This is a genomic window from Marisediminicola antarctica (assembly GCF_009930795.1).
Lineage (GTDB): Bacteria > Actinomycetota > Actinomycetes > Actinomycetales > Microbacteriaceae > Marisediminicola > Marisediminicola antarctica.
Genome location: NZ_CP017146.1, coordinates 160,597 through 184,475, shown reverse-complemented (window position 1 = coordinate 184,475; position 23,879 = coordinate 160,597). Strand labels below are relative to the sequence as shown.

Sequence of the window (23,879 nt, the reverse complement as noted above, 5' to 3'; positions counted from 1 at the left end):
CGGCGACGTAGCATTCCCCCATGGCGAAAACACAATGGGAGGACAGCCCGAGCGACCTGCTTCGGGCACGGGCCGGGTTTGACCTCGCGAGCATCGATCCACACGGCAAACCTGGATTCGACGGCGGCAAGAGCGACGGCCGGGCCGCGCTCAAGGCCGAGAGCGATCGGCTGTCGGAGCTTCAGGAGCAGCTCTGGGCCGAGAGTCGGTCGGGCGGCACCCGGTCGGTACTGCTGGTGCTGCAGGCCATGGACACGGCGGGAAAGGGCGGGATCGTGCGAAACGTCGTGGGGGCGATGGACCCGCTCGGCGTCAAGGTGACGGCGTTCAAGGCGCCCACGCCCGCCGAGCGCCGGCACGACTTCCTCTGGCGCATCCGCCGCGAGCTGCCCGAGCCGGGGATCGTCGGCATCTTCGACCGCTCGCACTACGAGGACGTGCTCATCCACCGCGTGCGCGGTCTGTCATCGCCCGACGTGATCGAGGAGCGGTACGGACTCATCCGCGAATTCGAGGAGGAGGTCGCCGCGAGCGGTACGACGATTATCAAGGTGATGCTGCACATCAGCGCGGACGAGCAGAAGGCCAGGCTCGCCGAGCGACTCGACCGGCCGGACAAGCACTGGAAGTTCAGCCTCGGAGACCTCGACGAACGCGTCCTCTGGCCGGCCTACCAGGAGGCCTACCAGCTCGCGATCGAGCACACCTCGACACCGGATGCGCCGTGGTTCGTCGTTCCCGGCGACCGCAAGTGGTACGCGCGCTTGACGGTGCAGCAGCTGCTCATCGAGGCGTTGGGCGGCCTCGACCTGCAGTGGCCGGCGGCCGACTTCGACGTCGCCGAGGCGAAGGAGCGGCTCGCCCTGAGTTGACGAGCCCCTTCTCGGGCGGCGCTCACCCGAACGCCTCGACGACCGGGCGGAACTTCAGCCGGGTCTCGACCAGTTCTCGCTCCGGCACCGAATCCCCGACAATGCCGGCCCCGGCGTAGGCGGTGACGTCGCCCCGCAGCCCGACCTGGGCGGAGCGCACCGCGACAGCCCATTCGCCGTCACCGTTCGCGCCGACCCACCCCACCGGACCGGCATAGCGCCCGCGGTCGAACGGCTCGAGACGTTCGATGAGCGCGAGCGCGAGGGGGGTCGGCGTGCCGGCGACCGCCGCGGTGGGATGCAGCGCCCCGACGAGGTCGAGCGCCGTCGAGCCGTCGACGAGGGTTCCCTCGACATCGCTCGCGAGGTGCCACAGGTTCGGGAGCTTGAGGGTGAAGGGCAACTCGCTCGCCATGACCGTGGGGCTGTGCGGGCGGAGCGAACAGAGCACGCTCTGCACGGCGTACTCGTGCTCGTCGAGATCCTTCGCCGAGGTCGCCAGGGCGGTCGCGGCATCCTGGTCCGACGCGGCATCCGTTCCCCGCGCGGCACTGCCGGCAAGAACGCGGGCGGTCACCGAGCCGCCCGTGACGCCGACCAGGGTCTCGGGGCTCGACCCGATGAACCCGTCGATCGCGAAGGTCCAGCAGTCCGGGTAGCCGAGAGCGAGGGCGCCGATGGCCGATCGCAGGTCTGCTCCGGCCGGAAGCTGCCCGGTGAGGTCGCGGGCAAGCACGACCTTGCTGAGTTCGTGGTTTCGGATGCTCGTCACCGCGGTGCCGACGGCGTCGCGGTAGGCGGCGGCCGACAGTGCGCCGGGGGCGAGGTATGCTCGCGCCTCCGGGCCCAGCGGGCGTGAGGGCGGCACCACAAGAGGGGACAGGTCGCCGATGGCAATGCGGGTGATCCAGCTTTGCCCGCCGGTGCGCCCGATGATCGTGGCGGGCACGACAAGCACGCTCGTCAGCTCGGAGTGCTCGGAGAAGGCGAACGTGCCGAGCGCGATCAGGCCGGTCCCCGGCAGCGCCACCGGGTCGACGACGGTCGCGGCGGCGACCACGCGCTGCCACGCCGCGGCGGCATCCGCAATGCGGGTCGGTCCGGTGAATTCGAGTCGCAGCGCCGTGCCGACGCCCGCCATGCCGAAGCCGCGCCGCATCCACAGCAGTGGTTCGCTCTCATCGAGCAGCGGGAGGAGCGATCCGAGCTCCCGGCAGGCGGTCGTTTCGACCCTGAGCGCGGGCATCGGATGCTCCGTTGTGGTCACGAACGGAGCTTACCTTTGGGGCCTGAGCGCCGGCACGCGCGCGGGCAGCTGGGCGTCACGGCCGCCCGCTCCCCTCACCGCGAAACACGCAGGCGCGGGCACTTAGACTTGAGAGGTGGCCAAAGCGGATTTGAGCAAGCAAGCGAGCGATGTCGCGACGATGTTTGATCAGGTCGCGAAGGGATATGACCGAACCAATTCGGTGCTGTCACTGGGCAATGACGCGCTCTGGCGGATCGCCACGGTGCGGGCGGTGGCGCCCAAGCCGGGGGAGCGCATCCTCGACCTCGCCGCGGGGACGGGCACGAGCTCGGTCGCGCTCGCCAAGAGTGGCGCGACGGTCACCGCCGTCGACTTCTCGGCGGGCATGATCGACGTGGGGCGCGAACGGCACCCCGAGATCGAATTCGTCCAGGCGGATGTCACCGCGCTGCCGTTCAAGGACCGCGAGTTCGACGCCGTGACGATCTCGTTCGGCCTGCGCAATGTGCAGGACCCGAAGAAGGCGCTCGCCGAGATGCACCGCGTGCTCAAGCCCGGCGGCCGGCTCGTCATCTGCGAGTTCAGCACGCCGCCCCGCGCGATCTTCCGGACGGGCTATAACGCCTACCTGAAGTACCTCATGCCGATTGTGGTGAGGGTTGCGAGCTCCAACTCCGAGGCGTACGACTACCTCGCCGAGTCGATCCGGGAGTGGCCCGACCAGGGAACCCTGAGTCAGTGGATTCGTGGTGCCGGCTTCTCGAGGGTCGCCCATCGCAACCTCACCGTCGGCGTGGTGGCGCTGCACCGCGGTCGCAAGAGCACGAGCGCGCCGCGGGTGCGTCGCTCCCGCGTGGCCGCGTCCGCCGCCACCCTGCCCACCGAGCAAGGCGCTCCGAAGCTCTAAGGCTTCGTCCGTCGAGAACACAGAGGTTGAGACAGTGAATGTGAGCCGCCCGGTCGTGCGCAAGGCCAGCAGTCTGAGCTCTGCGCTCGGCCTCGGCGAGAAGCTCTTCGCTTCGGCGGGGGACCGCCGGTTCGCGTCCGCAGTCGAGGACGGGCTCGACGCCGTCGAGTCAGGCCTGCTCGAGGAGATGTCGTTCGCCGACAGCCTCGCCGACACCACGAGCCGCTACCTTCTCGACGCGGGGGGCAAGCGCATCCGCCCAACCCTCGCGCTGCTCACCGCGCAGCTCGGCAACGGGAACGTCGAGGCGGTAATCGGCGCCGCACAGGCGATCGAAATGACGCACCTCGCGTCGCTCTATCACGACGATGTCATGGACGAGGCCCAAATGCGCCGCGGCGTTCCGAGCGCCCACGCGGTGTGGGGCAACTCGGTCGCGATCCTCACGGGCGATCTGCTCTTCGCGCGGGCCAGCAAGCTCGTCGCGGGCCTCGGCGAAGCGGCCATCCGGCTACAGGCCGAGACCTTCGAGCGCCTCTGCCTCGGCCAACTTCACGAGACGATGGGCCCGCGCGACGACGAGGACCCCATCGACCACTACCTCAGCGTGCTCGCCGACAAGACAGGGTCGCTCATCGCCGCGGCCGCCCAGCTCGGCGTGGTGCTCTCCCAGGCCCCAGCGCAGTACCGGGTGCCCGTGACCGAATTCGGAGAGAAGGTCGGTGTCGCGTTCCAGCTTGTCGACGACGTCATCGACCTCGCCCCTCCGCTCGATGAGACAGGGAAGACACCGGGAACCGACCTCCGCTCGGGCGTTGCCACGCTGCCGCTGCTCTACCTGCGCCGTCTGGCCACGACCGACGTGGATGCGGCGGAGCTGCTCACTCGAATCGAGCGCGACGTCAACACGGCGCACTACGGCGCGGCCGACGACGACGAGTTCACCGCGGCGATCGCGGAACTGCGCCAGCACGAAGTCACCAGGCAGACCGTTGCCGAAGCCCACCGCTGGGCGAGGGAGGCCGTCGAGGCTCTCGCGCCGCTTCCCGAGGGGCCGGTGAAGAAGGCGCTCACGCGCTTCGCGGACTCCATCGTCGAGCGCAGCAGCTAGAAAGGACCCCATGACCAAGCTCAGACTCGCCATCGTCGGAGCAGGCCCGGCCGGAATCTACGCCGCCGACATCCTGCTGAAGGCCGAGCGCAAGTTCGAGGTCTCGATCGACCTGTTCGAGCAGCTGCCGGCGCCCTACGGCCTCGTCCGGTACGGTGTCGCGCCCGACCACCCGCGCATCAAGGGCATCATCAATGCCCTGCGGGAGGTGCTCGACACAGGCCGCATCCGCCTGTTCGGCAACGTTCTCTATGGTCGCGACATCACCCTCGCCGACCTGAAGAAGCACTACAACGCCGTGATCTTCGCCACGGGCGCCGTCCGTGATGCCGCGCTGCCGATCCCCGGCACCGACCTTCCCGGATGCTACGGCGCCGCGGAGTTTGTCAGCTGGTACGACGGGCACCCCGATTACCCGCGCGAATGGCCGCTCGAGCACCGGGAGGTCGCGGTGATCGGCAACGGCAACGTCGCGCTCGATGTCGCGCGCACGCTCGCGAAGCCCGCGGACGACCTGCTGTCGACCGAGATCCCGGCCAACGTCTATGAGGGCCTCACTCGCTCGAAGGTCACCGACGTGCACGTCTTCGGGCGCCGCGGCCCGGCGCAGGTGAAGTTCACCCCGCTCGAGCTGCGCGAGCTCGGCGAGATGCGCGACGTCGACGTGATCGTGCACGACGAAGACTTCGAGCTGGATGCCGCGTCCATCGCGGCGATCGAGACGAACAAGCAGATCTTCGTGCTCAACAAGGTGCTCAATTCCTGGCGCACCCGCGAGCCCACGGGCGCCTCCCGCCGCCTACACCTGCACTTCTGGGCGAAGCCGCTCGAGATCCTCGGCAGCGACGCGGTCGAGGCATTCCGGTACGAGCGCACCCGGCCCGACGGCGAGGGCGGCGTTGTCGGCACGGGCGAGATTCGTGAGATCCCCGTGCAGGCGGTCTACCGGGCGATCGGGTACTTCGGTTCGCCGCTCGCGGAGATCCCTTTCGACAACAGGCACGGCGTGGTCCCCAATCGCGAGGGTCAGGTCATCGACGACAACGACGAGCAGGTCCATGGGGTCTACGCCACCGGGTGGATCAAGCGGGGCCCGGTCGGACTCATCGGGCACACCAAGAGCGACGCCATGGAGACCATCCGCAACGTCATCAACGATCAGGCGAACTGGTGGTCGCCCGCCTCGCCCGACGAGGCAGCCGTCAGCGAGCTGCTCCGCAGTCGCGGCGTCGATTACACCGACCTGAACGGCTGGCGCCACCTCGACGAGCACGAACTCGCGCTCGGCGAGGCCGAGGGGCGAGTGCGGGTCAAGGTCGTGCCGCGCGCAGAGATGGTGCGGGTATCGAACGCGCCGCTCGCCTCCGCCACCGCGGCCCCGCAAACGGACGGCTAGACAGGCGCCACCGGCCCTGCTGCGGCGGTTCGGGTCGCGGTGCCCGAGCCCCGCCTCCGCCACGAGATGTCGGCGTTGGGGTTGTCCCAGACCTTGATGATCGCCCACGCCACTGCGGTGAGCGGCACAGCGAGCACGGCACCGGCAAGCCCAGCGAGGATGGTGCCCGCAGTCAGCGCCACCAGAATGACGAGCGGATGCAGCTTGAGGCTCTGGCCCATCACGAGCGGCTGCAGCAGGTCCCCCTCCAATTGGTTCACCGCCACGACGATGATCACCACGATGAGCGCGACGAGCGGCCCGTTCGCGACGAGCGCGACGAGCGCGGCGACGGCGCCGGCGAGGGTGGCCCCGACGATGGGGACGAACGCTGTGAGGAAGACGACCACCGCGAGCGGGAGAGCGAGCGGGACCTGCAGGATCGCGAGTCCCAGCCCGATGGCGACGGCATCGAACAACGCGATGATCGCGGTACCGCGCACGTACCCGCCCAGCACACGCATCGCCGTCTGGCCTGCCCGCACGCCCCTCGCCCGCCGTTTACCGGCGAACGGGCTCAGCAGGAAGTTCCAGATTGTCGCCCCGTCCTTGAGGAAGAAGAACAGGATGACGACGACCAGGAGAGCACCGGTCACGAACTCGGTCGCCGCTGAGACCCCGGCGAGGGCACCGGAGCCGAATTGTGTGCTCGTCACGAACTCGATGATCGCGCCCCGCACGTCGGCGACCTGCTCGTCCGAGATCTGGATCGGCCCCTCGGTGAGGAAGGTCTGAAGTTCGTCGAGTCCCTGCGCAGCCGAGGTGGCGAGCTCGTCCCACTGGTCGCGCACCGCGAGGGTGACGAGGGTGACGATGGCTGCGAGTGCGAGCAGCACGCCCAGGAAAGTGAGCCAGGTCGCGACGATCGCCGGGACCCCGTGCCGGCGCATCCAGTTCACGACGGGCCCGATGGCCACCGCGAGCAGCAGCGCCACGAGCAGCGCGATCACCACGAGCTTCACCTGGGAGAGGGCCCAGACGACCACCGCGGCGAGGGCCAGCGCGACAAGCACCTGTGCGCTGCGGATCGCGAGCCGCCCCAGCCGGTCGCCGAACATCGCGCTCGGTGGCGCAGGGGAATCGTCGTCTCTGTTCATTTCTCAAGGTAGGCAGCGCTGCCGCGCGCACGGCTAGGCCTTGACGACCCGCCGGCTACCGCACGGAGGCTACTGAACGACCGAGCTGAGCCGGGCGAGGTTGTCGAGCACCTTGGACCGGAAGGGCCGCTCGAGCCACTCCTCGAGGCTGAGCTCGCGGCTGACCTCCCGATAGCCGTCCTCGATCTCGCGCAGCGCGGTGATGAACGTCACGCCGCGCACCATGATCGAGATCTCGAGGTTGAGGCTGAAGGAGCGCATGTCCATGTTGCTCGAGCCGATCACCGCGACATCCTCGTCGATCGTGAAGTGCTTCGCGTGCAGCACCGTCGGCGCCGGGTAGAGCCAGATGCGTACGCCCGCCCGCAGCAGCACCTCGTAGTAGCTGCGCTGGGCGTGGTACACGACCGGCTGATCGGCGACCTCTGATACGAAGAGCTGCACGTCGAGCCCGCGCTGTGCGGCCGTCGTGATGGCGTAGAGCATCGAGTCATCAGGCACGAAGTAGGGACTCGTGACGATGATGCGCTCCTGCGCGTTGTACAGCAGCGCGTTGAACAGGCGCAGGTTGTTCTCGCCGTCGAACCCGGGACCGCTGGGAACCACCTGCGCATCGAGGCCCTGCCGCTCCTCGTCGTCGGCCACCGGCTGTGTTTCGCGCAGCAACAGCTCGTCGGTCTCGCTGTACCAGTCGCTGACGAACAGCGCGTTGATTCCGGCGACGATGGGCCCGTCGAAGCGCACCATGACGTCTTTCCATTGAAGCCCGCGCTTGATGTTGCCCGGCTTGTTGTAACTGCGGTCGATCATGTTCTGTGACCCCGTAAAGGCACGGATGCCGTCGATGACGAGGAGCTTGCGATGGTTGCGCAGGTCAGGTCGCTGGTAGCGCCCGCGCCACGGCTGCACCGGGAGCATGAGCCGCCATTCGACGCCGATCCGTTTGAGGGCGCGGATGGTGTGCCCGTATCCGGGGGCGCGCAGGGAGGCGATGTGGTCCAGCAGCACTCGCACCGTGACGCCCCGCTGCACGGCGGCCTCGAGCGCGTCGAAGAACGGCTTCGTTGTGGCGTCGAGGGAGATGATGTAGAACTCAGCGTGCACGAACCTTGTCGCCTCGTTCACCGCCCGCGTCATCGCTCCGAGTGACGAGTCGTAGTCGGGGTACATCTTGGCGCTGTTGCCGCCGACGAGGGGCATCGCTCCGAGCGTGCGGTTGAGCTCGACCACCGGTTCGAGCCAGTCGGGCCACGAAGGGTCGACCGAGACGTCGTCCATTCCGTCTGTCGTCTCGACGATGTACTTGTTGATCTCGAGCTGCTTCTCGCGACGATGCTTCGGCAGCTTGGTGCTTCCGAGCATCAGGAAGAGCAGGAATCCCACGTAGGGAATCAGGAAGATCGCGAGGAGCCAGGCCGCCGCGGTTTGGGGGCGGCGGTTGATGGGCACCACGATGAGGGCGACGACGCGGACCGTCACATCGACGATGATCGCGAGCGCTGCGACGAGCGGTGCGATCCAGGCAGAGTCCATTTTCGAAGTGTATCGACGGGCGCGCGGGGCTCAGTGCCGTCGGACGGTCTCGAGGGTCAGCGGAAGTTCACGAACTGAAGGGCGACGTCGAGGTCCTTACCCTTGAGCAGCGCCATCGTGGCCTGCAGATCGTCGCGGCTCTTCGACGAGACGCGCAGCTCATCGCCCTGTATCTGGCTCTTGACCGTCTTCGGCCCCTCGTCGCGGATGATCTTGGCGATCTTCTTCGCATCGTCGGAATCGATCCCGTTCTTGAGGCCGACCTCGATGCGGTACTCCTTGCCGGAGGCGTAGGGTTCGCCAGCGTCGAGGCTCCGCAGTGTGATTCCGCGCTTGATCATCTTCGCCTCGAGAACTTCGAGCACAGCCTTCACGCGCTCCTCGGCGCTCGCCTTCAGCAGGAGCTTCTCTCCGCTCCATTCGACCGACGCCCCGATGTTTTTGAAATCGTAGCGCTGCGCGATCTCCTTCTGGGCTTGGTTGACGGCGTTTTCCGCCTCCATGTGGTCGACCTTGCTGACGATGTCGAAAGTGGAATCTGCCATGCGATCAGCTTAACCTCCGCCGGGCGTCGCGGTGCTCGACCGCACGATGAGCTCGAACGGCAGCGGGGTGTTGACGGAGGGCGACTCGGCGCGGGTGGGGTGCAGCTGGTCCATGAGAATCTCGACCGCCCGGCGCCCTTGGAGCGCGGGGAACTGGGCGACGGTACTCAGTCCAAAGAACCCGCTCAGCTCGTGGTCATCGATGCCGATGACCGAGACATCCTGCGGCACTCGCAGCCCCAGGTCGCGGGCGGCGAGGATCGCGCCGATCGCCATCTCGTCCGAGGCGGCGAATATCGCTGTCGGGCGCTTGTGCGGACTGCCCAGCAACTGTTTGGCCGTTGCATATCCGTCCTGGAGGGTGAAGTCGGCGTAAATGATGAGATTGGGATCGACCGGGATGCCCGCGTCCTCGAGTGCCGCCTGATAGCCCTCCCTGCGGTTTGTCGGCAGGTGGAAGGCGGCGCCCGGGTCTTCATTCCCGCCGAGATGGGCGATTTCGCGGTGCCCGAGGGCGATGAGGTGACCGGTCGCGAGGCGTGCCACCTCGACGTCGTCGATGCTCAGAGTGCGCACGCCCGCCAGGGGGCCGCCCACCCCGACCATCGGCTTCTTCACCTCGAGCAGGCTCGCCACCTCATCCGTCGTCAGCTCGAGCGAGATCGCGATGACGGCATCGACCCTCTTGCGCAGCAGGAAGTCGTCAAAGACACTCCGACGCTCCTCGCCGCCGCCACCGAGGTTGTAGAGCGTGAGGTCGTACCCGTAGCCCATGAGCGCACTCTCGGCCCCCTCGACGACGGAGGAGAAGAACCACCTGTTGAGGAAGGGGATGACGACACCGACATTCCGTGTGCGTCCTGTCGCGAGGCCCGACGCGTTCGAGCTCACGACATAGCCGATCGCCTTCGCCGCAGCGACGACCCGCTCCCGCGTCGCGGGTGAGACCTGGCCTCGCCCGCTCAGCGCGCGACTCACGGTCGCCGTGGACACCCCCGCGCGCATTGCGACCTCGTCAATGCCGGGCATCGCCATCTCCTCCGTCGGTGAGCCGATACTAGCGGCGTTCTGAAGAGGCGCGCCGGCGTTGTATCCTTGACCCGCGCCTTCGGTTGGTGATTACATTTGGTCGGGTGCGCACCTGGCAAGTTACCCAAGTGGCCAAAGGGATCTGACTGTAAATCAGCCGTCTTAGACTTCGCAGGTTCGAATCCTGCACTTGCCACAGATCAGATTGACGAGAGAAAGGCCCGGCGCCACGCCGGGCCTTTTTTCGCAAGGTTTCCTAGGAGGAGAATTGTGGCCGTCGAAGAGCTCCTGACCCTCGCCCGCGACACCGCCATTCGTGCCGGTGCGCTCGCTGCCCAACGACGATTCGAGGGCGTCGAGGTCGCCGCGAGCAAGTCGTCGCCGGAGGATGTCGTCACGCACGCCGACCGCGAGACCGAGGCGCTCATCCGGGGCCTCCTCGCCGAGGCGCGGCCGCAGGACGGCTTCGTCGGCGAGGAGAGCGGCGCGGATGCCGGAACGAGCGGCCTGACGTGGATTGTCGATCCGATCGACGGCACGGTGAACTACTTGTACGGCGTGCCCCACTACGCCGTCAGCATCGCCGTCGTCGAGGGCGACCCGGATCCGGCCACGTGGCGCGCGCTCGCCGGGGCCGTGGTGAACCCTGCGGTCGACGAGGTCTACACGGCCAGTGCGGGCGGCGGCGCGCATCTGGGCACCCGTCGGCTGCGCGTCGTCGAGGCAGAGCTCCCCCTCGCCCTGGTCGGAACGGGCTTCGCCTATGCCGCCGAAACCCGCCGCGAGCAGGCCGAGGTGCTGGTGCAGCTCATCTCGAAGGTGCGTGACATTCGCCGGGCCGGGACAGCGTCGCTCGACCTCTGCGCGGTGGCCACCGGCCGCCTCAACGCCTACTACGAGCGGGGCCTGGCCCCCTGGGATCACGCCGCCGGCGCCCTGATCGCCGCTGAGGCGGGTGCGACAGTGAGCGGTCTGCGTGGCGCGGCCGCGGGACGGGAATTTCTTCTCGCCGCCCCGCCCCGATTGGCCGCAACGCTCGAAGAACTGCTCGCGGCGCTTCATCCCAAACGACCCAATTTGGGCGTTTAGGCTCTTTTCCGCTAGTGTTTACCCGTTCGTTATCTTTCGGTGATCTTTCCCCGGAGGAATCACATAGTTGTCCGGACCAGCCCGCCTCGCTGAGCTGGTCCTTTTTTGAGGAGTTTGGGTTTGTCGATTCGCGGATGCTTCATTGAGACGTTTTCGACGACACCGCCCGTGGCATTCGAGGTTCGATAGTTAGTGAGCAGCATCGACTCCCTTCTCGGTAAGCAGACCCCGGCTGAGACGCCCAACACCCCGGCCCTCACTCGACGCGAATTGCGCGAGCGTGACGCGAAGACCGCTCGTCCGAAGCTCTTCGCCGCCACCGCCACGCCGCAGGCAGGCCGGAAGCGCTCCGAATCATCCGGGGCACGGGCCCGCCGGTCCGCGAGGCGCAAGCCGCCCACGTCGAGGATCGCGACAACCCCGACGCGCGACTCGGCTTCCCTCGCCGCGAAGACCTATCACCTTAAGCGCCGCATCCTCTCCAACCTCGCCACGGTCGGTGCGATGGCCGGTGTCGGGCTCATCCTCATCTCCACGACCGTTCCGGCCAACGCCTTCTCGCGTCCCGAGTCGTCAGTGAGTGCGACAGCGGTCACCGAGTCGACCGCCAAGCCGCAGGAGCTCAAGGTCGAGGCCGCCGCGGCGCCCGAGATCACCCGCGACGGATACACCGTCGTCTCGCTCGTCCGGCAGGTTCAGGCGCGCGCCGGCAGCCGCAGCTACAACTTCACCAACAACCCGACCAGCGCCGTCCAGTGGCCGTTCCCCGGAGGCTCACCCATCACGAGCGGCTTCGGGCCGCGCCAGGTGGCCGGGTGCGGGTTCTGCTCGACCTATCACCAGGGTCTCGACTTCACGCCCGGTTCGGGTGTGCCGATCCAGGCGATCGCCGGTGGGGTCGTGAGCACCGTTCAGGTGGCTAACAGCGGTTTCGGAAATTACGTGGTCGTCGACCACGTCGTCGGTGGGCAGAAGGTGCAGACCTCCTACGCTCACATGCAGTACGGCTCGATCCAGGTGGCCGTCGGCCAGACAATCGGGGTCGGCGACATGATCGGCGCAGTCGGCAACACGGGGGCCTCCACCGGAGCCCACCTCCACCTCGAAGTCCACCTCGGTGGAACGCCGGTCGACCCCTTCGCCTGGCTGCAGGCCAACGCGGGCTAAGCGCTCCGCACACGGAAAAGTCCCGCCGCCCCGCGCAACGCGCAGGACGACGGGACCGTGGGTTCGGCCCCGTTTGGTCTAGCTGCGCATCCAGACCGTCTGGTCGGGAGCGAGCGCTGAGCCGTGAAGATCCGCTGAGCTGAGCAGAACCCGGCCGACGGGGAGCTCCACCGGGACGTCGCTCGTATTGGCGATCACGGTGACACTGCCGTTGCGGAAGGCGACGACGTTCTCGCCGTAGCCGGGCAGCCACTCGATGGCGCCGAATCCGAGGTCGTGCTCGTGACGCAGCGCGAGCGCGAGACGATAAAGTTCGAGCGTCGATCCGGTCACGCCGAGCTGCGCGTCCCTCGATACCGGAGCCCAGTCGGCCGGCTGGGGTAGCCAGCTCTTCCCCGACGTGCTGAAGCCGTACGAGGCAGCATCCGCCTCCCAGGGAATCGGCACACGGCATCCGTCACGTCCGTACCGCTCGCCATTCGTGCGGAACCAGGTGGGGTCCTCACGTGAACGGTCCGGCAGGTCGATGACTTCGGGCAGGCCGAGCTCCTCGCCCTGATAGAGGTAGGCGCTTCCGGGCAACGCGAGCATGAGAGCGGATGCCGCGCGGGCACGGCGCAGGCCGAGCTCAGGGATCGGCTGGCCGGGGGATTTGGGTCCGATGCCGTGGCCCTGCGGGTTGTCGGCCGTGAGCGCGAGGCGCGTCGCGTGCCGGACAACGTCGTGGTTGGAGAGCACCCAGGTGCTCGGTGCCCCGACGCTGGTGAAGGCGTCGAGCGAGCCGTCGACGACCCGGCGGATGGCGGGTCCTGCCCACGACGTCTCGAGGTAGGAGAAGTTGAAGGCCTGGTGCATCTCGTCCGGGCGGACCCAGCGGGCGAGCTTGGACAGCGGCTCGACCCACGCCTCGGCGACCATGACCCGGTTGCCGTCGTACTCGTCGAGCACCTGGCGCCAGTCGCGATAGATCTCGTGCACGCCGTCCTGCGCCCAGTAGGGCGGGGTCGGAGCGTCGAGGTGGGTACCGATCTCGGGCTCGAGCCCGACAGCGCCGCCTCCCATGCTCCCCGAGTCGGCCGGAGCCGTGTAGTCGGGGAGGCCGGCCTCCTTGATCATGCCGTGGGCGACGTCGACGCGGAAGCCGTCAACACCTCGGTCGAGCCAGAACCTCAGGATGTCGCGGAACTGGTCGCGCACCCAAGGGTTCTCCCAGTCGAGGTCGGGCTGGGTGGAGTCGAACAGGTGCAGGTACCACTGGCCGGGCGTGCCGTCCGTATTGGTGGTGCGGGTCCATGCCGGGCCCCCGAAGACGGACTCCCAGTTGTTCGGGGGCAGTTCGCCACCCTCGCCCGTGCCGTCGCGGAACATGTAGCGAGCGCGCTCGACGCTCCCCTCCGCGGCGTCCAGGGCCGCGCGGAACCACGCGTGGTCGCTCGAGGTGTGGTTCGGGACGAGGTCGACGATGATCTTGAGACCGAGAGCGTGCGCGGCGTCCTCAAGCGCATCGAAATCGTCGAGGGTGCCGAACAGCGGGTCGACGTCGCAGTAGTCGGCGACGTCGTAGCCGGCGTCGCGCTGGGGAGACACGAAAAACGGCGAGAGCCAGATGGCGTCGACCCCGAGCTCGACGAGGGAGGGGAGCCGGGCGGTGATTCCGCGCAGGTCGCCGATGCCGTCGCCGGAGGCGTCGGCAAACGAGCGGGGGTAGATCTGGTAGATGACGGCGTTGCGCCACCATTCGCGGCCGGTGGCCACAAGTGCGGAGGTCGGGTCTTCGCCGCGCGCGGGCGCGACGATATCCACGGAGTTGTCGAAAGTCATCAGGGAACTCTATTGCATGATGCGCGAAATGGAAGCGTTTGCATTGTGGTCTCACCGGGAGCAATACGCATTGCTTCCCCCGAAATCACCGGGGGTGTTGTGCCAAATCCAACAGGAATGTTGGTGGAGACCGAGGTCTACTTGGTAGATGTAAGCGCTTGCAGTATCGCGCGCGTTGCTGGAGAAGGCAACACCAGTGACGGTGAAAAGGGCGACTTCATCCAGCAGGTTCCGTGCATGCCGCCGGGCTGACGGCAGGCTCCGTCAAGTGACCTGACGGCCGGCTGAATCCCACCGGGTGCCGGGCGCCCGGTGATTCGCGGGGTGCGCGCCAGGTGCTAGTCTCGTACGGTGCCAAACCGGCGCGCCGTCCGCGGTCGCCAGGTGGTCACGCCCCCTTAGCTCATTGGTAGAGCACTTCCTTGGTAAGGAAGAGGTAGTGGGTCCGATTCCCACAGGGGGCTCCGTGCTCCCGATTCATTCTCGGAAGTGACGTACCCGGCGGGGTAGCTCAGGTGGTTAGAGCACACGGCTCATAATCGTGGTGTCGCGGGTTCGAGTCCCGCCCTCGCTACACAGCAGCACCGGCATCCGCCCCGTGGCGCGCCGATGAGATTTAATCGGCCTTCGGAGGCGCCCGGCGAACGGCGCATTAGGGTGTGCACGTGAATAAGACTCTGCGGGACCATTGCCCGACCTGCCGCGACCGCCTTGAGATTGCCACCGAGGAGCGGCCCTATCACTGGTGCCGCGTCTGCTCGGTCGGCTGGTTCGGCTGACAGCAGCACCTCGAGCCCCGCAAGAATCTTCCACGCCAGAGCGCCCCACCGGGTAGCTTAAGAGGCACCTAGACGCGAGCAGTCTCACCGGGAGCACAATATGGGCGTATTGCTGTACGGCAGCCACGGCATGGAGATCGACATCGACGATCGGGCACTCGCCCATCTGCAGATCGTGATCACCTCGAAGCTGCGGCGCAATGAGCGGTTCCTGTTCAGCTGGACCAATTCGCTTACCGTCGGGAGCGGGCGGAGCAGCGTGTGGATGGACCCGGGCATCCCCCTCTACTTCCGATACTTCCACGCTGGGGCATCCGCTATCAACCGCGCCTGGATCGACGCCTTGATGGAGTCGGCCAACAGCGTGTCGGGCCTGCAGTTCACCTCAGAGCCTGAGCGCGAGACCGTCGAACCCAACCCCAAGGTTCAGCGCATCACCGGTTAGACCACGTGGCCCGCTCGGCGACGTGCAGGAACCACATCGCATTCTCGAGAACCGAGAAGCTTGCCAGCCAGTCACCCCGCGAATTCTTAACAACGAACCCGTATGCGCGCGTCTCCTCGATCGAGCCGAGGGGCATGTTGTCGAGTGTTGCTTCCCAGAGGCCGTCCGTGGCCTCGTGCCATTTCGGTTCACCAAGTTCAGCTTTCAGCATTTCTACAGTGAAGCCGTCGGCGCCCAAAAACCTCAAGGGATTGATTTTCGCGGATACGACAACCTACGCTCGGCGACGCATTCCCGTCCGATCATGAAAACTCAGCGGCGCGAGCTTCGAACCGTTACCGTGGAAAGGGACGAGGGAGAAGACGAATAAACCATGGGTAAATTGCTGTACGGCAGTTCAAGCATGGACGTGGAATTCGACGACCGCGCGCTCATGCACCTGCAGATCGTCATTTCCGCGAAGCTCCGGCGGCAGGAATGCTTCGTGTTCTCCTGGCGCGACGCCTTCGATGTCGGCGACGGACGCAGCAGCATCTGGATGCACTCGAGCATCCCCCTCTACTTCCGCTACTTCGGCAGCCGCATCCCCGCCATCAACCGGGAGTGGATCGAGGCGCTCACCGTTTCCGCCAACAGCCCCGGCGGGCTCCACTTCTCCGACGAGCCCGGAGTGAACCCGACGGCGCACGGGGCGCACTGAGCCCGTCCCGCGCTACGAGCGAATGAGACGGTGTGGTGTCCGACGCGCGGCACTCCACCCGGCCGCAATGCCCCACACCGGAAGCCACGCGCACAGGGTCATAACAGTCATGATCAGATGGAATCCGTGGTCGGCTGGGGTCCGCCGCGACGAAGCCGCTGCTGTCTCAGGGGGCATCGGGGCGTAGTGGTCGGTCCATCCGCGCCCGTCGAACCATCGCCGGCGGCCGGATCCGATGTCGTACCAGCCGGCTGGCGCGGATGCGACGGCGGCGAACGTCGTCGTGGTCGCCTGGCCCACGACCCCGGTGTTCGACATGACCCCTCCAACTCAGTTGGCACCAGCGTAGGCACGCCGGTTCTCGTATGACAGTCCCTCAAGCTGGGGCCATCGAGCCTCCGCGACACGCCGGTAATCCCGGCGTAGTGTCGAGAAATGAAATCAGTCGCGGGAATGATCGTGCTCGTCACCGGGGCCGCCATGGGTATGGGGCGCCTCTATGGTCAGCGGGCGGTGCTGGAGGGGGCGAAAGCGGTTGTCCTCTGGGACATCGACGCGGATGCCCTCGCCGCGACCGCCGCGGAACTCGCCACACCGGGGGTGAGAATCGCTCCCTACCTCGTCGACATCTCTGCGCTGAAATCTATCTCGGATGCTGCCGGACGTGTGCGAGCGGAGGTCGGCAACCCCGAGGTGCTCATCAACAACGCCGGGATCGTACGGTCGGGCTATTTCTGGGACCACGATTCCGAGCGTGATACCGAGCTCACGATGCGCGTCAACGCGATCGCCCCCATGCAGATCGCGGCCGAATTCCTGCCGGGGATGATCAAGGGGGCGGGCCCGAGCCGAATTCTCAATGTTGCCTCGGCTGCCGGAACCGTGTCGAATCCGAAAATGAGCGTTTACGCGGCGTCGAAGTGGGCGGTGATCGGCTGGAGCGACTCGCTTCGTCTCGAGCTGGTGCGAGCCGGTCACGGGCACGTCGGTGTCACGACCCTCGCCCCCAGCTACATCAGCACCGGCATGTTCGACGGCGCCCGCGGGCCGTTGCTGACGCCGATCATGGCACCAGAGTATGTCGTCGATCGCGCCTGGGCCGCGATGCTCGCAGCCCGGCCGTTCCTCCTGTTGCCCTGGACAGTGAGCCTGGGGCGGGCGCTCAACGGGCTGCTCCCGCAGCGCGCCTTCGACTTTGTCGCCGGCCGCCTTTTCGGCGTCTATCGCTCGATGGACGACTTCACCGGGCGTGTGGCGCAACAATCTCCAAAAAAATCTTGAAACACTACATGTAGTGGAATGACACGGGTGTCATTAGCGTTATATAGTAAAGATCCAGCAAGCGAGGGTTTCGATCCCCGCACCTGCTGGAGCCGATCGGGGTGATCGGCAACGAAGCTTGAAGGAGGCCAACATGGACAACGACAACAACGTAGGCGGCTACGAAATCCCCGTCGACCCGATGGATCTCCTACAGTGCGACAGCTGCCAGTAGGCGACTAAGTCCACCCGGAAGGCCCGGCCATCATCACGATGGCCGGGCCTTTCGCATTGCCCCGCTTCGGCTGCTGGCAGTAGCAATTGGTTAGGCTGGCACACGTGCCAGTGAACCCAGAACTGCAGGGCCGCGTATTCGCCCCCACCGATCCCTACCTCGTCGGCCGCGAGAAGGTGCGCGAATTCGGCCGCGCCGTCTTCGCGACCAACCCGATCAACCACGACCCGGCAGCGGCAGCGGCAGCAGGCTACAGCGACATCGTTGCGCCACCCACCTTCGCTGTCGTCGTGCAGGAGTCGACCCTCGCGCAGCTGCTCGCCGAACCGGATGCCGGCATCGACTTCAGCCGCGTCGTGCACGGGGAACAGCGGTTCAGCTACTCGAGGCCGATCGTGGCCGGCGACGAACTCACCGCGACCCTCTCGGTGACGAGCATCAAGACCCTTGGAGGCAACGCCATGGTGACCGCCGAATCCTCCATCGTCGACCAGGCAGGCAGCCACGTCGTCACCGCGTCCTCCACTCTCGTCGTGCGGGGTGACGCGTGAGCGCTGTGACCGCACCTCGCCTCGACGCACTCGAGATCGGACAGGTCGTCGCCGACGCCGATTACCGCATCAGCCGCGACAGCCTCGTGCGCTATGCGGGAGCATCCGGGGACTTCAACGCCATCCACTACCGCGACGACGTCGCCGAGGCCGTCGGTCTTCCTGGCGTGCTCGCGCACGGCATGCTCACCATGGGTATTGCGGTGCAGTCCGTCGTCGACTGGCTCGGCGACCCCGGACGCATTCTCGACTACGGCGTTCGCTTCACCCGCCCGGTCGTCGTGGATCCACTCGAGGGTGCGGGCATCGCGGTCGTCGCGAAGGTCGGGGCACTCGACCCGGATGCGGGGGAGGCGCGGATCGACCTCACCGTCACCGCGCACGGCGGCACCGTACTCGGGAAGGCGCAGGTTCGCGTCAGCCTGCGCTGACCGGCCTGCCACAGATGGATCTGCGCGAACTGACGACCCTGCGCGTCGGTGGGTCACCCCGCGAGCTGCTGAGCCCGGAAACGCCCGATGAACTCGTGCGCGCGAGCCTGGATGTGTGGGCCAGCGGCGAGGAATGGATGGCCCTCGGCGGCGGATCCAACATCGTTGTGGGCGACGACGGATTCGACGGCAGCGTCATCCGCGTTCTTACCCGCGGCATCGAGGCGCTGCCATCGGTGCCCGGCACGGCACGGCTGCGCGTGCAGGCTGGCGAGCCGTGGGACGAGCTGGTCAGCTACACCGTCGACCGCGGGCTCGCCGGGATCGAGGCGATGGCGGGCATCCCCGGGTCGAGCGGCGCCGGCCCCATTCAGAACATCGGCGCGTACGGCCAGGAACTCTCCGACACGCTCGTCTCGGTCGAATTCCTCGACCACGAGACGGGCCGCCTGGAGGTCATCCCGGCTGCCCGGCTCGAGCTCGGCTACCGCAGCTCCGTATTCAAGGCGGGCCGCCGGGGCATCGTGCTTTCGATCGAGCTCGAGCTGACGGATGCCGAGGGACTCAGCCGCCCGGTCGCATCCCAGCAGCTCGCGACCGCGATCGGCGCTGCCTTCGGCGACCGGATCCCGGTCGGCGTCATCCGCGACGCTGTGCTGGCCCTGCGGCGGGTCAAGGGAATGGTGCTCGATGCGGCCGACCCCGACACCACGAGCGCCGGTTCGTTCTTCACCAACCCGCTCGTCGCCGCATCCTTCGCCAGGGCACTGCCGCCGGATGCCGCCCAGTGGCCGATCGAACCCGATCGGGTCAAGCTGTCGGCGGCGTGGCTGATCGAGCGGGCCGGCATCGGCCGGGGATTCTCGCTTCCCGGATCCGGAGCCGCGATCTCGAGCAAGCACACTCTGGCGATCGTGAACACCGGGTCGGCGACGGCATACGATATCCTCGAGCTGGCCCGATTCGTGCAGGAGCGTGTGCGCAACGAATTCGGTGTGGCTCTTCAGCCGGAACCCGGCTACATCGGCATGACGTCCGGGGACTGACCGGTCAGTAGCCGAGGGCGCGCCCGGCCGCGGCGTACTGCTCACGGATCACCGGCTGGGCGCTCGCGTCGAAGCGCGTCGTCGGGCCGAGGGGCCACTCGGGCTGCTCTCCCGTATGGACCCAGGCTGCCTGGCGCGCCGCGCCATCGGCGACATACTCGCTGGCGGGTGGCACGGTGACCGGCAGCCCGAACACCTCGGGGGCGATCCGCTGCACAGCGGCGTTCCGCGCCCCGCCCCCGATGAGCAGGATCCGCTCGACCTCGACTCCGCGGCTCGCGATCGCGTCGAGTCCGTCTGCGAGACCGCACAGCATCCCCTCGACCATCGCCCGCGCGAGGTTTGGCGGCGTCGCGTTCGCGAGGGTCAGCCCGTGGATCGACCCTCGCACGGTCGGGAGGTTCGGTGTGCGTTCGCCCTCGAGGTAGGGCAGCAGCACGAGCCCGCCGCTGCCGGGCGCTGCCCGCATCGCCAGCTCGGCAACCCGGTCGTGGTCGGCGCCGAGCAGGGTGCCCGCGGCGGTGAGCACCCTGGCCGCGTTGAGCGTTGCGACGAGGGGCAGGAAGAGCCCGGTCGCGTCAGCGAACCCGGCGACGGTGCCGGAGGCATCCGCCACCGTGGTGTCGCTCACCGCGAACACCGTGCCGGATGTGCCGATCGAGATCACGACGTCGCCGCGGCCAGCCCCGAGCCCCAGGGCGGCCCCCGCGTTGTCCCCCGCACCGGGACCGACGAGGATGCCGGCAGGAATACCCGGAAACGCGGCGGTCTCGCCCGCGGAATCCACTGGTCCGAGTACGCGCGGCACGATCACCTGTCGTCCGAACGCGTGCTCAAGCAGGTCGAGGCGGTAGGCGCCGGTCGCCGGTGACCAGTAGCCGGTGCCGCTCGCGTCGGAGCGGTCGGTGATGAGCGCGGAGAAATCGGCTGGGCCGGGGCCGCGGCCGTGGCCGTGGCCGTGGCCGTGGCCCAGCAGGCGCCAGGTCAGGTAGTCGTGGGGCAGCGCAACGGCGACGGTCGCGTCCACGTTCGCCGGCTCGTGGTCGCGCATCCAGCGCAGCTTGGTCACCGTGAACGAGGCGACGGGCAGGCTACCCGAGCCGGTCGCCCAGGCCTCTGCCCCCAGCTCAGCCGCGAGGTCGTCGGAGGAGGACGCTGAACGGGTGTCGTTCCAGAGCAGCGCAGGCCGCACGACCTCGCCGGCGGCGTTGAGACAGACGCAGCCGTGTTGCTGGCCGCCGATCGAGAGGGCGACGACGCCCTCGAGTCCGCCGGCATCCAGCACCGCGGCGAGCAACGCATCCCACCACAGCACCGGATCTATCTCGGTGCCGGCCGGATGGCTCGCGCGGCCCGCGCGAACGAGCCGCCCCGTCTCGAGGTCGCGCACGACGACCTTGCAGCTTTGCGTCGACGAGTCGATGCCGGCGATGAGTGCCATGGGTCCTCCGTTGGCTGTCCGGCTTGCAGTATATGGAGTCGGCGGCAACAAACCGTGGCCGGTGGCGCAGGCCGCCCGCCCGCCTCTCTGCTGGCGCGAGCCGCCCTCCCACCTCTCTGCTGGCGCAGGTTGCCCTCCCACCTCTCTGCTGGCGCGAGTTGCCCATTTCTGTCGGGTTGGCGGCGATGGAGGCGACGGTTGTGGGCGACTCGCGCTTCCTTGATGACGTTGTGGGTGTGGTGGAAGACTCAGCCGCGCCAGCCACGACCGTGAAGCGCAGTCCGTATGCGTCCGACGAGTTCCTCCGGTCTCCTCATGTCGTCGGCGTTGATCTCCATGACGATCCAGCCGTTCGCCTCCAGGCGCGAGCGGCGGGTCATGTCCTTGCGCCACTGCTTCTGGTCACGGTGGTAGTCGCCTTGGTACTCGAGAAGTATTTTGTGTTGCGCGAAGGCGATGTCCGTGCGGTAGCCAGTGCCGGTTTCGGCGTCGACAATCGCGTGGTTGATCGATGGCGTGGGCAGTCCCGCTCGGACGATGATCACACGCAGCCACGACTCAGGTCGGGACTCGGAACGGTCGTTCAGGAGGGGGAGAGACTCCCGCATCCGCTTCGCACCTCGCCGCCCCGCGAGGCGGGAGGCGCACGCCGCGAGCTCCGACAGTGTCGCGAACTTCAACCTCCACTGGATCAGATGGTCGCCAACTGCGACGAGATCCATCAGCGACAGGTACGCGGCCAAGTCGCACCACGTTCGGGCGGCGGACGTGTGACGCAGCCCGTTCGTCTCGACGACATCAACGGGCGACAGATCGAGGCTGTGCCCGAGGATGCCAGCCGCGTGCGGCGCCCGCGCGGGGGAGGGCACAGAAATGTGCAGGCGGGAATCCCGCTCGGTTGCGAAGGGCAGCGGCGCGCGAAACAGGCGCGCGGATGTTGCGTGGCTGAATACGGCGTCATCTGGCATCCTCAGGGCGAACATCGCACAGACGGTCTCAAGCGGCTTCTCGCCCGCGTGGGGGTGGCGCACGCCCCAGATCGACTTGTCGAGATCGAGCGCTCGCATACGTCCGCGCTGGATGCCTGCGCGCTCGCCGTCGGCGACCGTGAAGGCTAGATGAGTCAGCTGCGAAGGAAGCGGTGAGGGGTGCATGCACTAATGCTCGGAGACAGCTGGACCTCCGGTCCAGGCCCGCCCGCGGTGGGGAAGTGATCGGCGAACCTGGCGGCTGGGGAGGGGAGGAGCGCCGTGGGGCGCCTGCGCCATCGGCATGATGTCTGGCTTCGGATCCTGCCTGCGCAAGCTTTCACGCCGCGAGTTGCCTGATTGCGCGGCCTTGGTGGGCGCGGAGGGGACCTTTGTGGGTGGTTCGCGGGGTGTGGGTGCGCGAGTTGCCTGATTGCGCGGCCTTGGTGGGCGCGGAGGGGACCTTTGTGGGTGGTTCGCGGGGTGTGGGGTCGCGAGTTGCCTGATTGCGCGGCCTTGGTGGGCGCGGAGGGGACGTTTGTGGGTGGTTCGCGGGGTGTGGGGGCGCGAGTTGCCTGCTTGTGCGGCCTTGGTGGGCGCGGAGGGGACGTTTGTGGGTGGTTCGCGGGGTGTGGGTGCGCGAGTTGCCTGCCCAAGCGGAGTCGTTCGAGACCCGCAGCGCAGAGGCGGCTCCTACGCGAACAGGCGCTGCAGGCGCTGTATTCCCTCGAGCAGCGCCTCGTCGCCGAGCGCGTATGAGAGCCTCAGGTAGCCGCTCGGCCCGAACGCTTCACCGGGGACGACGGCCACCTCGGCCTGCTCGAGGATCAGGTCCGCGAGCTCGAGCGAGCTCGTGGGCGTCACCCCGCCCCACTCGCGCCCGAGCAGGCCCGTCACGTCGGGGTAGACGTAGAACGCGCCCTCCGGGATCGGGCAGTTGACCCCGTCGATCTTGTTGAGCTCGGCGACGATGGTCGCGCGGCGACGGTCGAACGCCCGCCGCATGTCTTCCACGGCATCCTGCGGACCGGTCAGCGCGGCGATCGCCGCCCGCTGCGAGATGTTCGACACATTGGAGGAGAGGTGCGACTGCAGGTTCGCGGCGGCCTTGACGGCGTCGACGGGTCCGACCATCCAGCCGAGGCGCCAGCCGGTCATTGCGTAGGTCTTGGCGACCCCGTTCACAAGGATTGTGGTGTCGGCGAGGGCCGGGACGGCCTCGACGATCGACACCGCGCGGATGCCGTCGTAGACGAGGTTCTGGTAGATCTCGTCGCTGATGACCCAGATGCCGTGCTTGAGCGCCCACTCGCCGATCGCGCGGGTCTGCTCGGCCGAGTAGACCGACCCCGTCGGGTTGGACGGCGAGACGAAGAGGAGAACCTTGGTGCGCGGGGTGCGGGCGGCCTCGAGCTGCTCGACCGTGGCGAGGTAGTTCTGCTCTACCCCCGCGAAGACCTCGACAGGCACGCCGCCGGCCAGGCGGATCGCCTCGGGGTAGGTCGTCCAATACGGGGAGGGCAGGATGACTTCGTCGCCCGGGTCGATGAGCGTGGCGAAGGCCTGGTAGACGGCCTGCTTGCCGCCGTTCGTGACGACCACCTGGTTGGCGGTCACCGCCCAGCCGCTGTCCCGCGCGGTCTTCGCCGCGATTGCCTCGCGCAGCTCCGGCAGGCCGGCCGCCGGGGTGTAACGATGATTCTTGGGGTCGAGGACGGCGACGGATGCTGCCTCGACGATGTTTGCCGGCGTCGGAAAGTCCGGCTCGCCCGCGGCGTAGCTGATGACGGGGCGCCCGGCGGCTTGCAGCGCCTTGGCTTTCGAGTCGACCTTGAGGGTCGCGGATTCGGCGATCGAGGAGATGCGCTGTGAGATACGGGGGAGTTGGGTGGCCACGATCCCAGCTTAACCAACCAGACCTGTGGTGTGCGGTGCCATCAGCGCGGGCTGGCTTTACACCCCCTGAGACCTGACCTAGACTGGGAGAGGTAGTGGAAATCTGCCATGCTTTTGCGTGCCCGTTTGTAGCCAACAATCCGGATGCCGACCGAACGGTCGTGAGTGTGGGGTTTTTTCTCCGAAGGGCGGTGGCTCAATTGGTAGAGCAGCGGTCTCCAAAACCGCAGGTTGCAGGTTCAAGTCCTGTCCGCCCTGCAGCTCGATTCGTG

23 protein-coding genes and 4 tRNA genes are annotated in these 23,879 nt (G+C 67.4%); 16 read left to right on the top strand and 11 right to left on the bottom strand.

Annotated features, from left to right (window positions below; all coding sequences use genetic code 11):
• Nucleotides 1-20: 20 nt before the first annotated feature.
• Complete coding sequence (locus BHD05_RS00870) at nt 21-872, top strand: polyphosphate kinase 2 family protein (RefSeq protein WP_161884757.1); 852 nt, start codon at nt 21-23, stop codon at nt 870-872.
• A gap of 22 nt (nt 873-894) precedes the next feature.
• Here the strand turns inward: BHD05_RS00870 and BHD05_RS00865 are convergent, their stop codons facing one another.
• The gene (locus BHD05_RS00865; RefSeq protein WP_161887273.1) at nt 895-2,118 is read right to left on the bottom strand and encodes an isochorismate synthase; all 1,224 of its coding nucleotides are present in this window, start codon (nt 2,116-2,118) and stop codon (nt 895-897) included.
• Between the two features lie 136 nt (nt 2,119-2,254).
• Here BHD05_RS00865 and BHD05_RS00860 point away from each other — a divergent pair, with 136 nt between their 5' ends.
• From BHD05_RS00860 to BHD05_RS00850, 3 genes are read left to right on the top strand one after another with little or no spacing between them, the layout of a single operon-like run.
• Nucleotides 2,255-3,028: a demethylmenaquinone methyltransferase gene (locus BHD05_RS00860; RefSeq protein ID WP_161884756.1), complete on the top strand. Its 774-nt coding sequence runs from the start codon at nt 2,255-2,257 to the stop codon at nt 3,026-3,028.
• A gap of 34 nt (nt 3,029-3,062) precedes the next feature.
• On the top strand, nt 3,063-4,139 hold the full coding sequence (locus BHD05_RS00855) for a polyprenyl synthetase family protein (protein WP_161884755.1): 1,077 nt from the start codon (nt 3,063-3,065) through the stop codon (nt 4,137-4,139).
• A 10-nt stretch (nt 4,140-4,149) separates the two neighbouring features.
• Complete coding sequence (locus tag BHD05_RS00850; RefSeq protein ID WP_161884754.1) at nt 4,150-5,535, top strand: FAD-dependent oxidoreductase; 1,386 nt, start codon at nt 4,150-4,152, stop codon at nt 5,533-5,535.
• On the opposite strand, the gene BHD05_RS00845 is transcribed toward BHD05_RS00850, so the two are convergent.
• The 4 genes from BHD05_RS00845 to BHD05_RS00830 all read right to left on the bottom strand — a co-directional run bounded on the left by BHD05_RS00845 (nt 5,532) and on the right by BHD05_RS00830 (nt 9,778).
• The gene (locus BHD05_RS00845; RefSeq protein WP_161884753.1) at nt 5,532-6,671 is read right to left on the bottom strand and encodes an AI-2E family transporter; all 1,140 of its coding nucleotides are present in this window, start codon (nt 6,669-6,671) and stop codon (nt 5,532-5,534) included. The two genes, BHD05_RS00850 and BHD05_RS00845, sit on opposite strands and share 4 nt — an antisense overlap.
• Nucleotides 6,672-6,740: 69 nt before the next feature.
• Nucleotides 6,741-8,204 (bottom strand): cardiolipin synthase, encoded by a 1,464-nt coding sequence (cls, locus tag BHD05_RS00840; RefSeq protein WP_161884752.1) that lies wholly within the window; start codon nt 8,202-8,204, stop codon nt 6,741-6,743.
• Between the two features lie 56 nt (nt 8,205-8,260).
• Complete coding sequence (locus BHD05_RS00835; RefSeq protein WP_161884751.1) at nt 8,261-8,749, bottom strand: YajQ family cyclic di-GMP-binding protein; 489 nt, start codon at nt 8,747-8,749, stop codon at nt 8,261-8,263.
• A 9-nt stretch (nt 8,750-8,758) separates the two neighbouring features.
• The gene (locus tag BHD05_RS00830) at nt 8,759-9,778 is read right to left on the bottom strand and encodes a LacI family DNA-binding transcriptional regulator (protein WP_161884750.1); all 1,020 of its coding nucleotides are present in this window, start codon (nt 9,776-9,778) and stop codon (nt 8,759-8,761) included.
• Between the two features lie 114 nt (nt 9,779-9,892).
• On the opposite strand from BHD05_RS00830, the gene BHD05_RS00825 reads away from it, so the two are divergent.
• From BHD05_RS00825 to BHD05_RS00815, 3 genes are all read left to right on the top strand, one after another.
• Nucleotides 9,893-9,974 (top strand) — tRNA-Tyr (locus BHD05_RS00825).
• A gap of 71 nt (nt 9,975-10,045) precedes the next feature.
• Complete coding sequence (locus tag BHD05_RS00820) at nt 10,046-10,867, top strand: inositol monophosphatase family protein (protein ID WP_161887272.1); 822 nt, start codon at nt 10,046-10,048, stop codon at nt 10,865-10,867.
• Between the two features lie 192 nt (nt 10,868-11,059).
• Nucleotides 11,060-12,034, top strand: a complete 975-nt coding sequence (locus tag BHD05_RS00815) for a M23 family metallopeptidase (protein WP_161884749.1) — start codon at nt 11,060-11,062, stop codon at nt 12,032-12,034.
• Nucleotides 12,035-12,112: 78 nt separating this feature from the next.
• Here the strand turns inward: BHD05_RS00815 and BHD05_RS00810 are convergent, their stop codons facing one another.
• A complete protein-coding gene (locus BHD05_RS00810; RefSeq protein ID WP_161884748.1) occupies nt 12,113-13,855 on the bottom strand; it encodes a glycoside hydrolase family 13 protein in 1,743 nt (580 codons plus the stop codon).
• A 392-nt stretch (nt 13,856-14,247) separates the two neighbouring features.
• Between BHD05_RS00810 and BHD05_RS00805 the strand changes: the two genes are divergently transcribed.
• From BHD05_RS00805 to BHD05_RS00795, 3 genes are all read left to right on the top strand, one after another.
• Nucleotides 14,248-14,319: transfer RNA gene (locus BHD05_RS00805), tRNA-Thr, on the top strand.
• Nucleotides 14,320-14,355: 36 nt separating this feature from the next.
• Nucleotides 14,356-14,429: transfer RNA gene (locus tag BHD05_RS00800), tRNA-Met, on the top strand.
• Nucleotides 14,430-14,734: 305 nt separating this feature from the next.
• On the top strand, nt 14,735-15,079 hold the full coding sequence (locus BHD05_RS00795; protein ID WP_161884747.1) for a DUF7882 family protein: 345 nt from the start codon (nt 14,735-14,737) through the stop codon (nt 15,077-15,079).
• Here the strand turns inward: BHD05_RS00795 and BHD05_RS00790 are convergent.
• Nucleotides 15,069-15,290: a hypothetical protein gene (locus tag BHD05_RS00790; RefSeq protein WP_161884746.1), complete on the bottom strand. Its 222-nt coding sequence runs from the start codon at nt 15,288-15,290 to the stop codon at nt 15,069-15,071. The two genes, BHD05_RS00795 and BHD05_RS00790, sit on opposite strands and share 11 nt — an antisense overlap.
• A 162-nt stretch (nt 15,291-15,452) precedes the next feature.
• Here BHD05_RS00790 and BHD05_RS00785 point away from each other — a divergent pair, with 162 nt between their 5' ends.
• Nucleotides 15,453-15,779, top strand: coding sequence for a DUF7882 family protein (locus BHD05_RS00785; protein ID WP_161884745.1), 327 nt, complete (start codon nt 15,453-15,455; stop codon nt 15,777-15,779).
• Nucleotides 15,780-15,791: 12 nt separating this feature from the next.
• Here BHD05_RS00785 and BHD05_RS00780 read toward each other — a convergent pair whose 3' ends face one another.
• Nucleotides 15,792-16,097: a DUF2510 domain-containing protein gene (locus BHD05_RS00780; RefSeq protein WP_161884744.1), complete on the bottom strand. Its 306-nt coding sequence runs from the start codon at nt 16,095-16,097 to the stop codon at nt 15,792-15,794.
• 117 nt (nt 16,098-16,214) lie between these two features.
• Here BHD05_RS00780 and BHD05_RS00775 point away from each other — a divergent pair, with 117 nt between their 5' ends.
• The 4 genes from BHD05_RS00775 to BHD05_RS00755 all read left to right on the top strand — a co-directional run bounded on the left by BHD05_RS00775 (nt 16,215) and on the right by BHD05_RS00755 (nt 19,302).
• On the top strand, nt 16,215-17,060 hold the full coding sequence (locus BHD05_RS00775) for an SDR family NAD(P)-dependent oxidoreductase (protein ID WP_161884743.1): 846 nt from the start codon (nt 16,215-16,217) through the stop codon (nt 17,058-17,060).
• Nucleotides 17,061-17,378: 318 nt separating this feature from the next.
• Nucleotides 17,379-17,825, top strand: coding sequence for an FAS1-like dehydratase domain-containing protein (locus BHD05_RS00765; protein WP_161884742.1), 447 nt, complete (start codon nt 17,379-17,381; stop codon nt 17,823-17,825).
• A gap of 5 nt (nt 17,826-17,830) precedes the next feature.
• A complete protein-coding gene (locus BHD05_RS00760) occupies nt 17,831-18,256 on the top strand; it encodes a MaoC/PaaZ C-terminal domain-containing protein (RefSeq protein ID WP_161887270.1) in 426 nt (141 codons plus the stop codon).
• Nucleotides 18,257-18,270: 14 nt separating this feature from the next.
• Nucleotides 18,271-19,302 (top strand): UDP-N-acetylmuramate dehydrogenase, encoded by a 1,032-nt coding sequence (locus tag BHD05_RS00755; RefSeq protein ID WP_161884741.1) that lies wholly within the window; start codon nt 18,271-18,273, stop codon nt 19,300-19,302.
• A 4-nt stretch (nt 19,303-19,306) separates the two neighbouring features.
• Here the strand turns inward: BHD05_RS00755 and xylB are convergent, their stop codons facing one another.
• The 3 genes from xylB to BHD05_RS00740 form a co-directional block, all read right to left on the bottom strand.
• Nucleotides 19,307-20,743, bottom strand: a complete 1,437-nt coding sequence (xylB, locus tag BHD05_RS00750; RefSeq protein ID WP_161884740.1) for a xylulokinase — start codon at nt 20,741-20,743, stop codon at nt 19,307-19,309.
• A gap of 248 nt (nt 20,744-20,991) precedes the next feature.
• Complete coding sequence (locus BHD05_RS00745; protein ID WP_161884739.1) at nt 20,992-21,897, bottom strand: DUF559 domain-containing protein; 906 nt, start codon at nt 21,895-21,897, stop codon at nt 20,992-20,994.
• Nucleotides 21,898-22,404: 507 nt separating this feature from the next.
• Nucleotides 22,405-23,607 (bottom strand): pyridoxal phosphate-dependent aminotransferase, encoded by a 1,203-nt coding sequence (locus BHD05_RS00740; RefSeq protein WP_161884738.1) that lies wholly within the window; start codon nt 23,605-23,607, stop codon nt 22,405-22,407.
• A gap of 185 nt (nt 23,608-23,792) precedes the next feature.
• On the opposite strand from BHD05_RS00740, the gene BHD05_RS00735 reads away from it, so the two are divergent.
• A tRNA-Trp gene (locus tag BHD05_RS00735) sits at nt 23,793-23,865 on the top strand.
• The last annotated feature ends 14 nt before the right edge of the window (nt 23,866-23,879 follow it).

What these genes read in the sequence shown, in the direction of transcription:
- BHD05_RS00870 (WP_161884757.1), top strand. Translation starts at nt 21, where the DNA reads ATGGCGAAAACACAATGGGAGGACAGCCCGAGCGACCTGCTTCGGGCA.
- BHD05_RS00835 (WP_161884751.1), bottom strand. Translation starts at nt 8,749, where the DNA reads ATGGCAGATTCCACTTTCGACATCGTCAGCAAGGTCGACCACATGGAG.
- cls (WP_161884752.1), bottom strand. Translation starts at nt 8,204, where the DNA reads ATGGACTCTGCCTGGATCGCACCGCTCGTCGCAGCGCTCGCGATCATC.
- BHD05_RS00810 (WP_161884748.1), bottom strand. Translation starts at nt 13,855, where the DNA reads ATGACTTTCGACAACTCCGTGGATATCGTCGCGCCCGCGCGCGGCGAA.
- BHD05_RS00785 (WP_161884745.1), top strand. Translation starts at nt 15,453, where the DNA reads ATGGGTAAATTGCTGTACGGCAGTTCAAGCATGGACGTGGAATTCGAC.
- xylB (WP_161884740.1), bottom strand. Translation starts at nt 20,743, where the DNA reads ATGGCACTCATCGCCGGCATCGACTCGTCGACGCAAAGCTGCAAGGTC.
- BHD05_RS00780 (WP_161884744.1), bottom strand. Translation starts at nt 16,097, where the DNA reads ATGTCGAACACCGGGGTCGTGGGCCAGGCGACCACGACGACGTTCGCC.
- BHD05_RS00845 (WP_161884753.1), bottom strand. Translation starts at nt 6,671, where the DNA reads ATGAACAGAGACGACGATTCCCCTGCGCCACCGAGCGCGATGTTCGGC.
- BHD05_RS00790 (WP_161884746.1), bottom strand. Translation starts at nt 15,290, where the DNA reads ATGCTGAAAGCTGAACTTGGTGAACCGAAATGGCACGAGGCCACGGAC.
- BHD05_RS00865 (WP_161887273.1), bottom strand. Translation starts at nt 2,118, where the DNA reads ATGCCCGCGCTCAGGGTCGAAACGACCGCCTGCCGGGAGCTCGGATCG.
- BHD05_RS00755 (WP_161884741.1), top strand. Translation starts at nt 18,271, where the DNA reads ATGGATCTGCGCGAACTGACGACCCTGCGCGTCGGTGGGTCACCCCGC.
- BHD05_RS00795 (WP_161884747.1), top strand. Translation starts at nt 14,735, where the DNA reads ATGGGCGTATTGCTGTACGGCAGCCACGGCATGGAGATCGACATCGAC.
- BHD05_RS00775 (WP_161884743.1), top strand. Translation starts at nt 16,215, where the DNA reads ATGAAATCAGTCGCGGGAATGATCGTGCTCGTCACCGGGGCCGCCATG.
- BHD05_RS00745 (WP_161884739.1), bottom strand. Translation starts at nt 21,897, where the DNA reads ATGCACCCCTCACCGCTTCCTTCGCAGCTGACTCATCTAGCCTTCACG.
- BHD05_RS00830 (WP_161884750.1), bottom strand. Translation starts at nt 9,778, where the DNA reads ATGCCCGGCATTGACGAGGTCGCAATGCGCGCGGGGGTGTCCACGGCG.
- BHD05_RS00850 (WP_161884754.1), top strand. Translation starts at nt 4,150, where the DNA reads ATGACCAAGCTCAGACTCGCCATCGTCGGAGCAGGCCCGGCCGGAATC.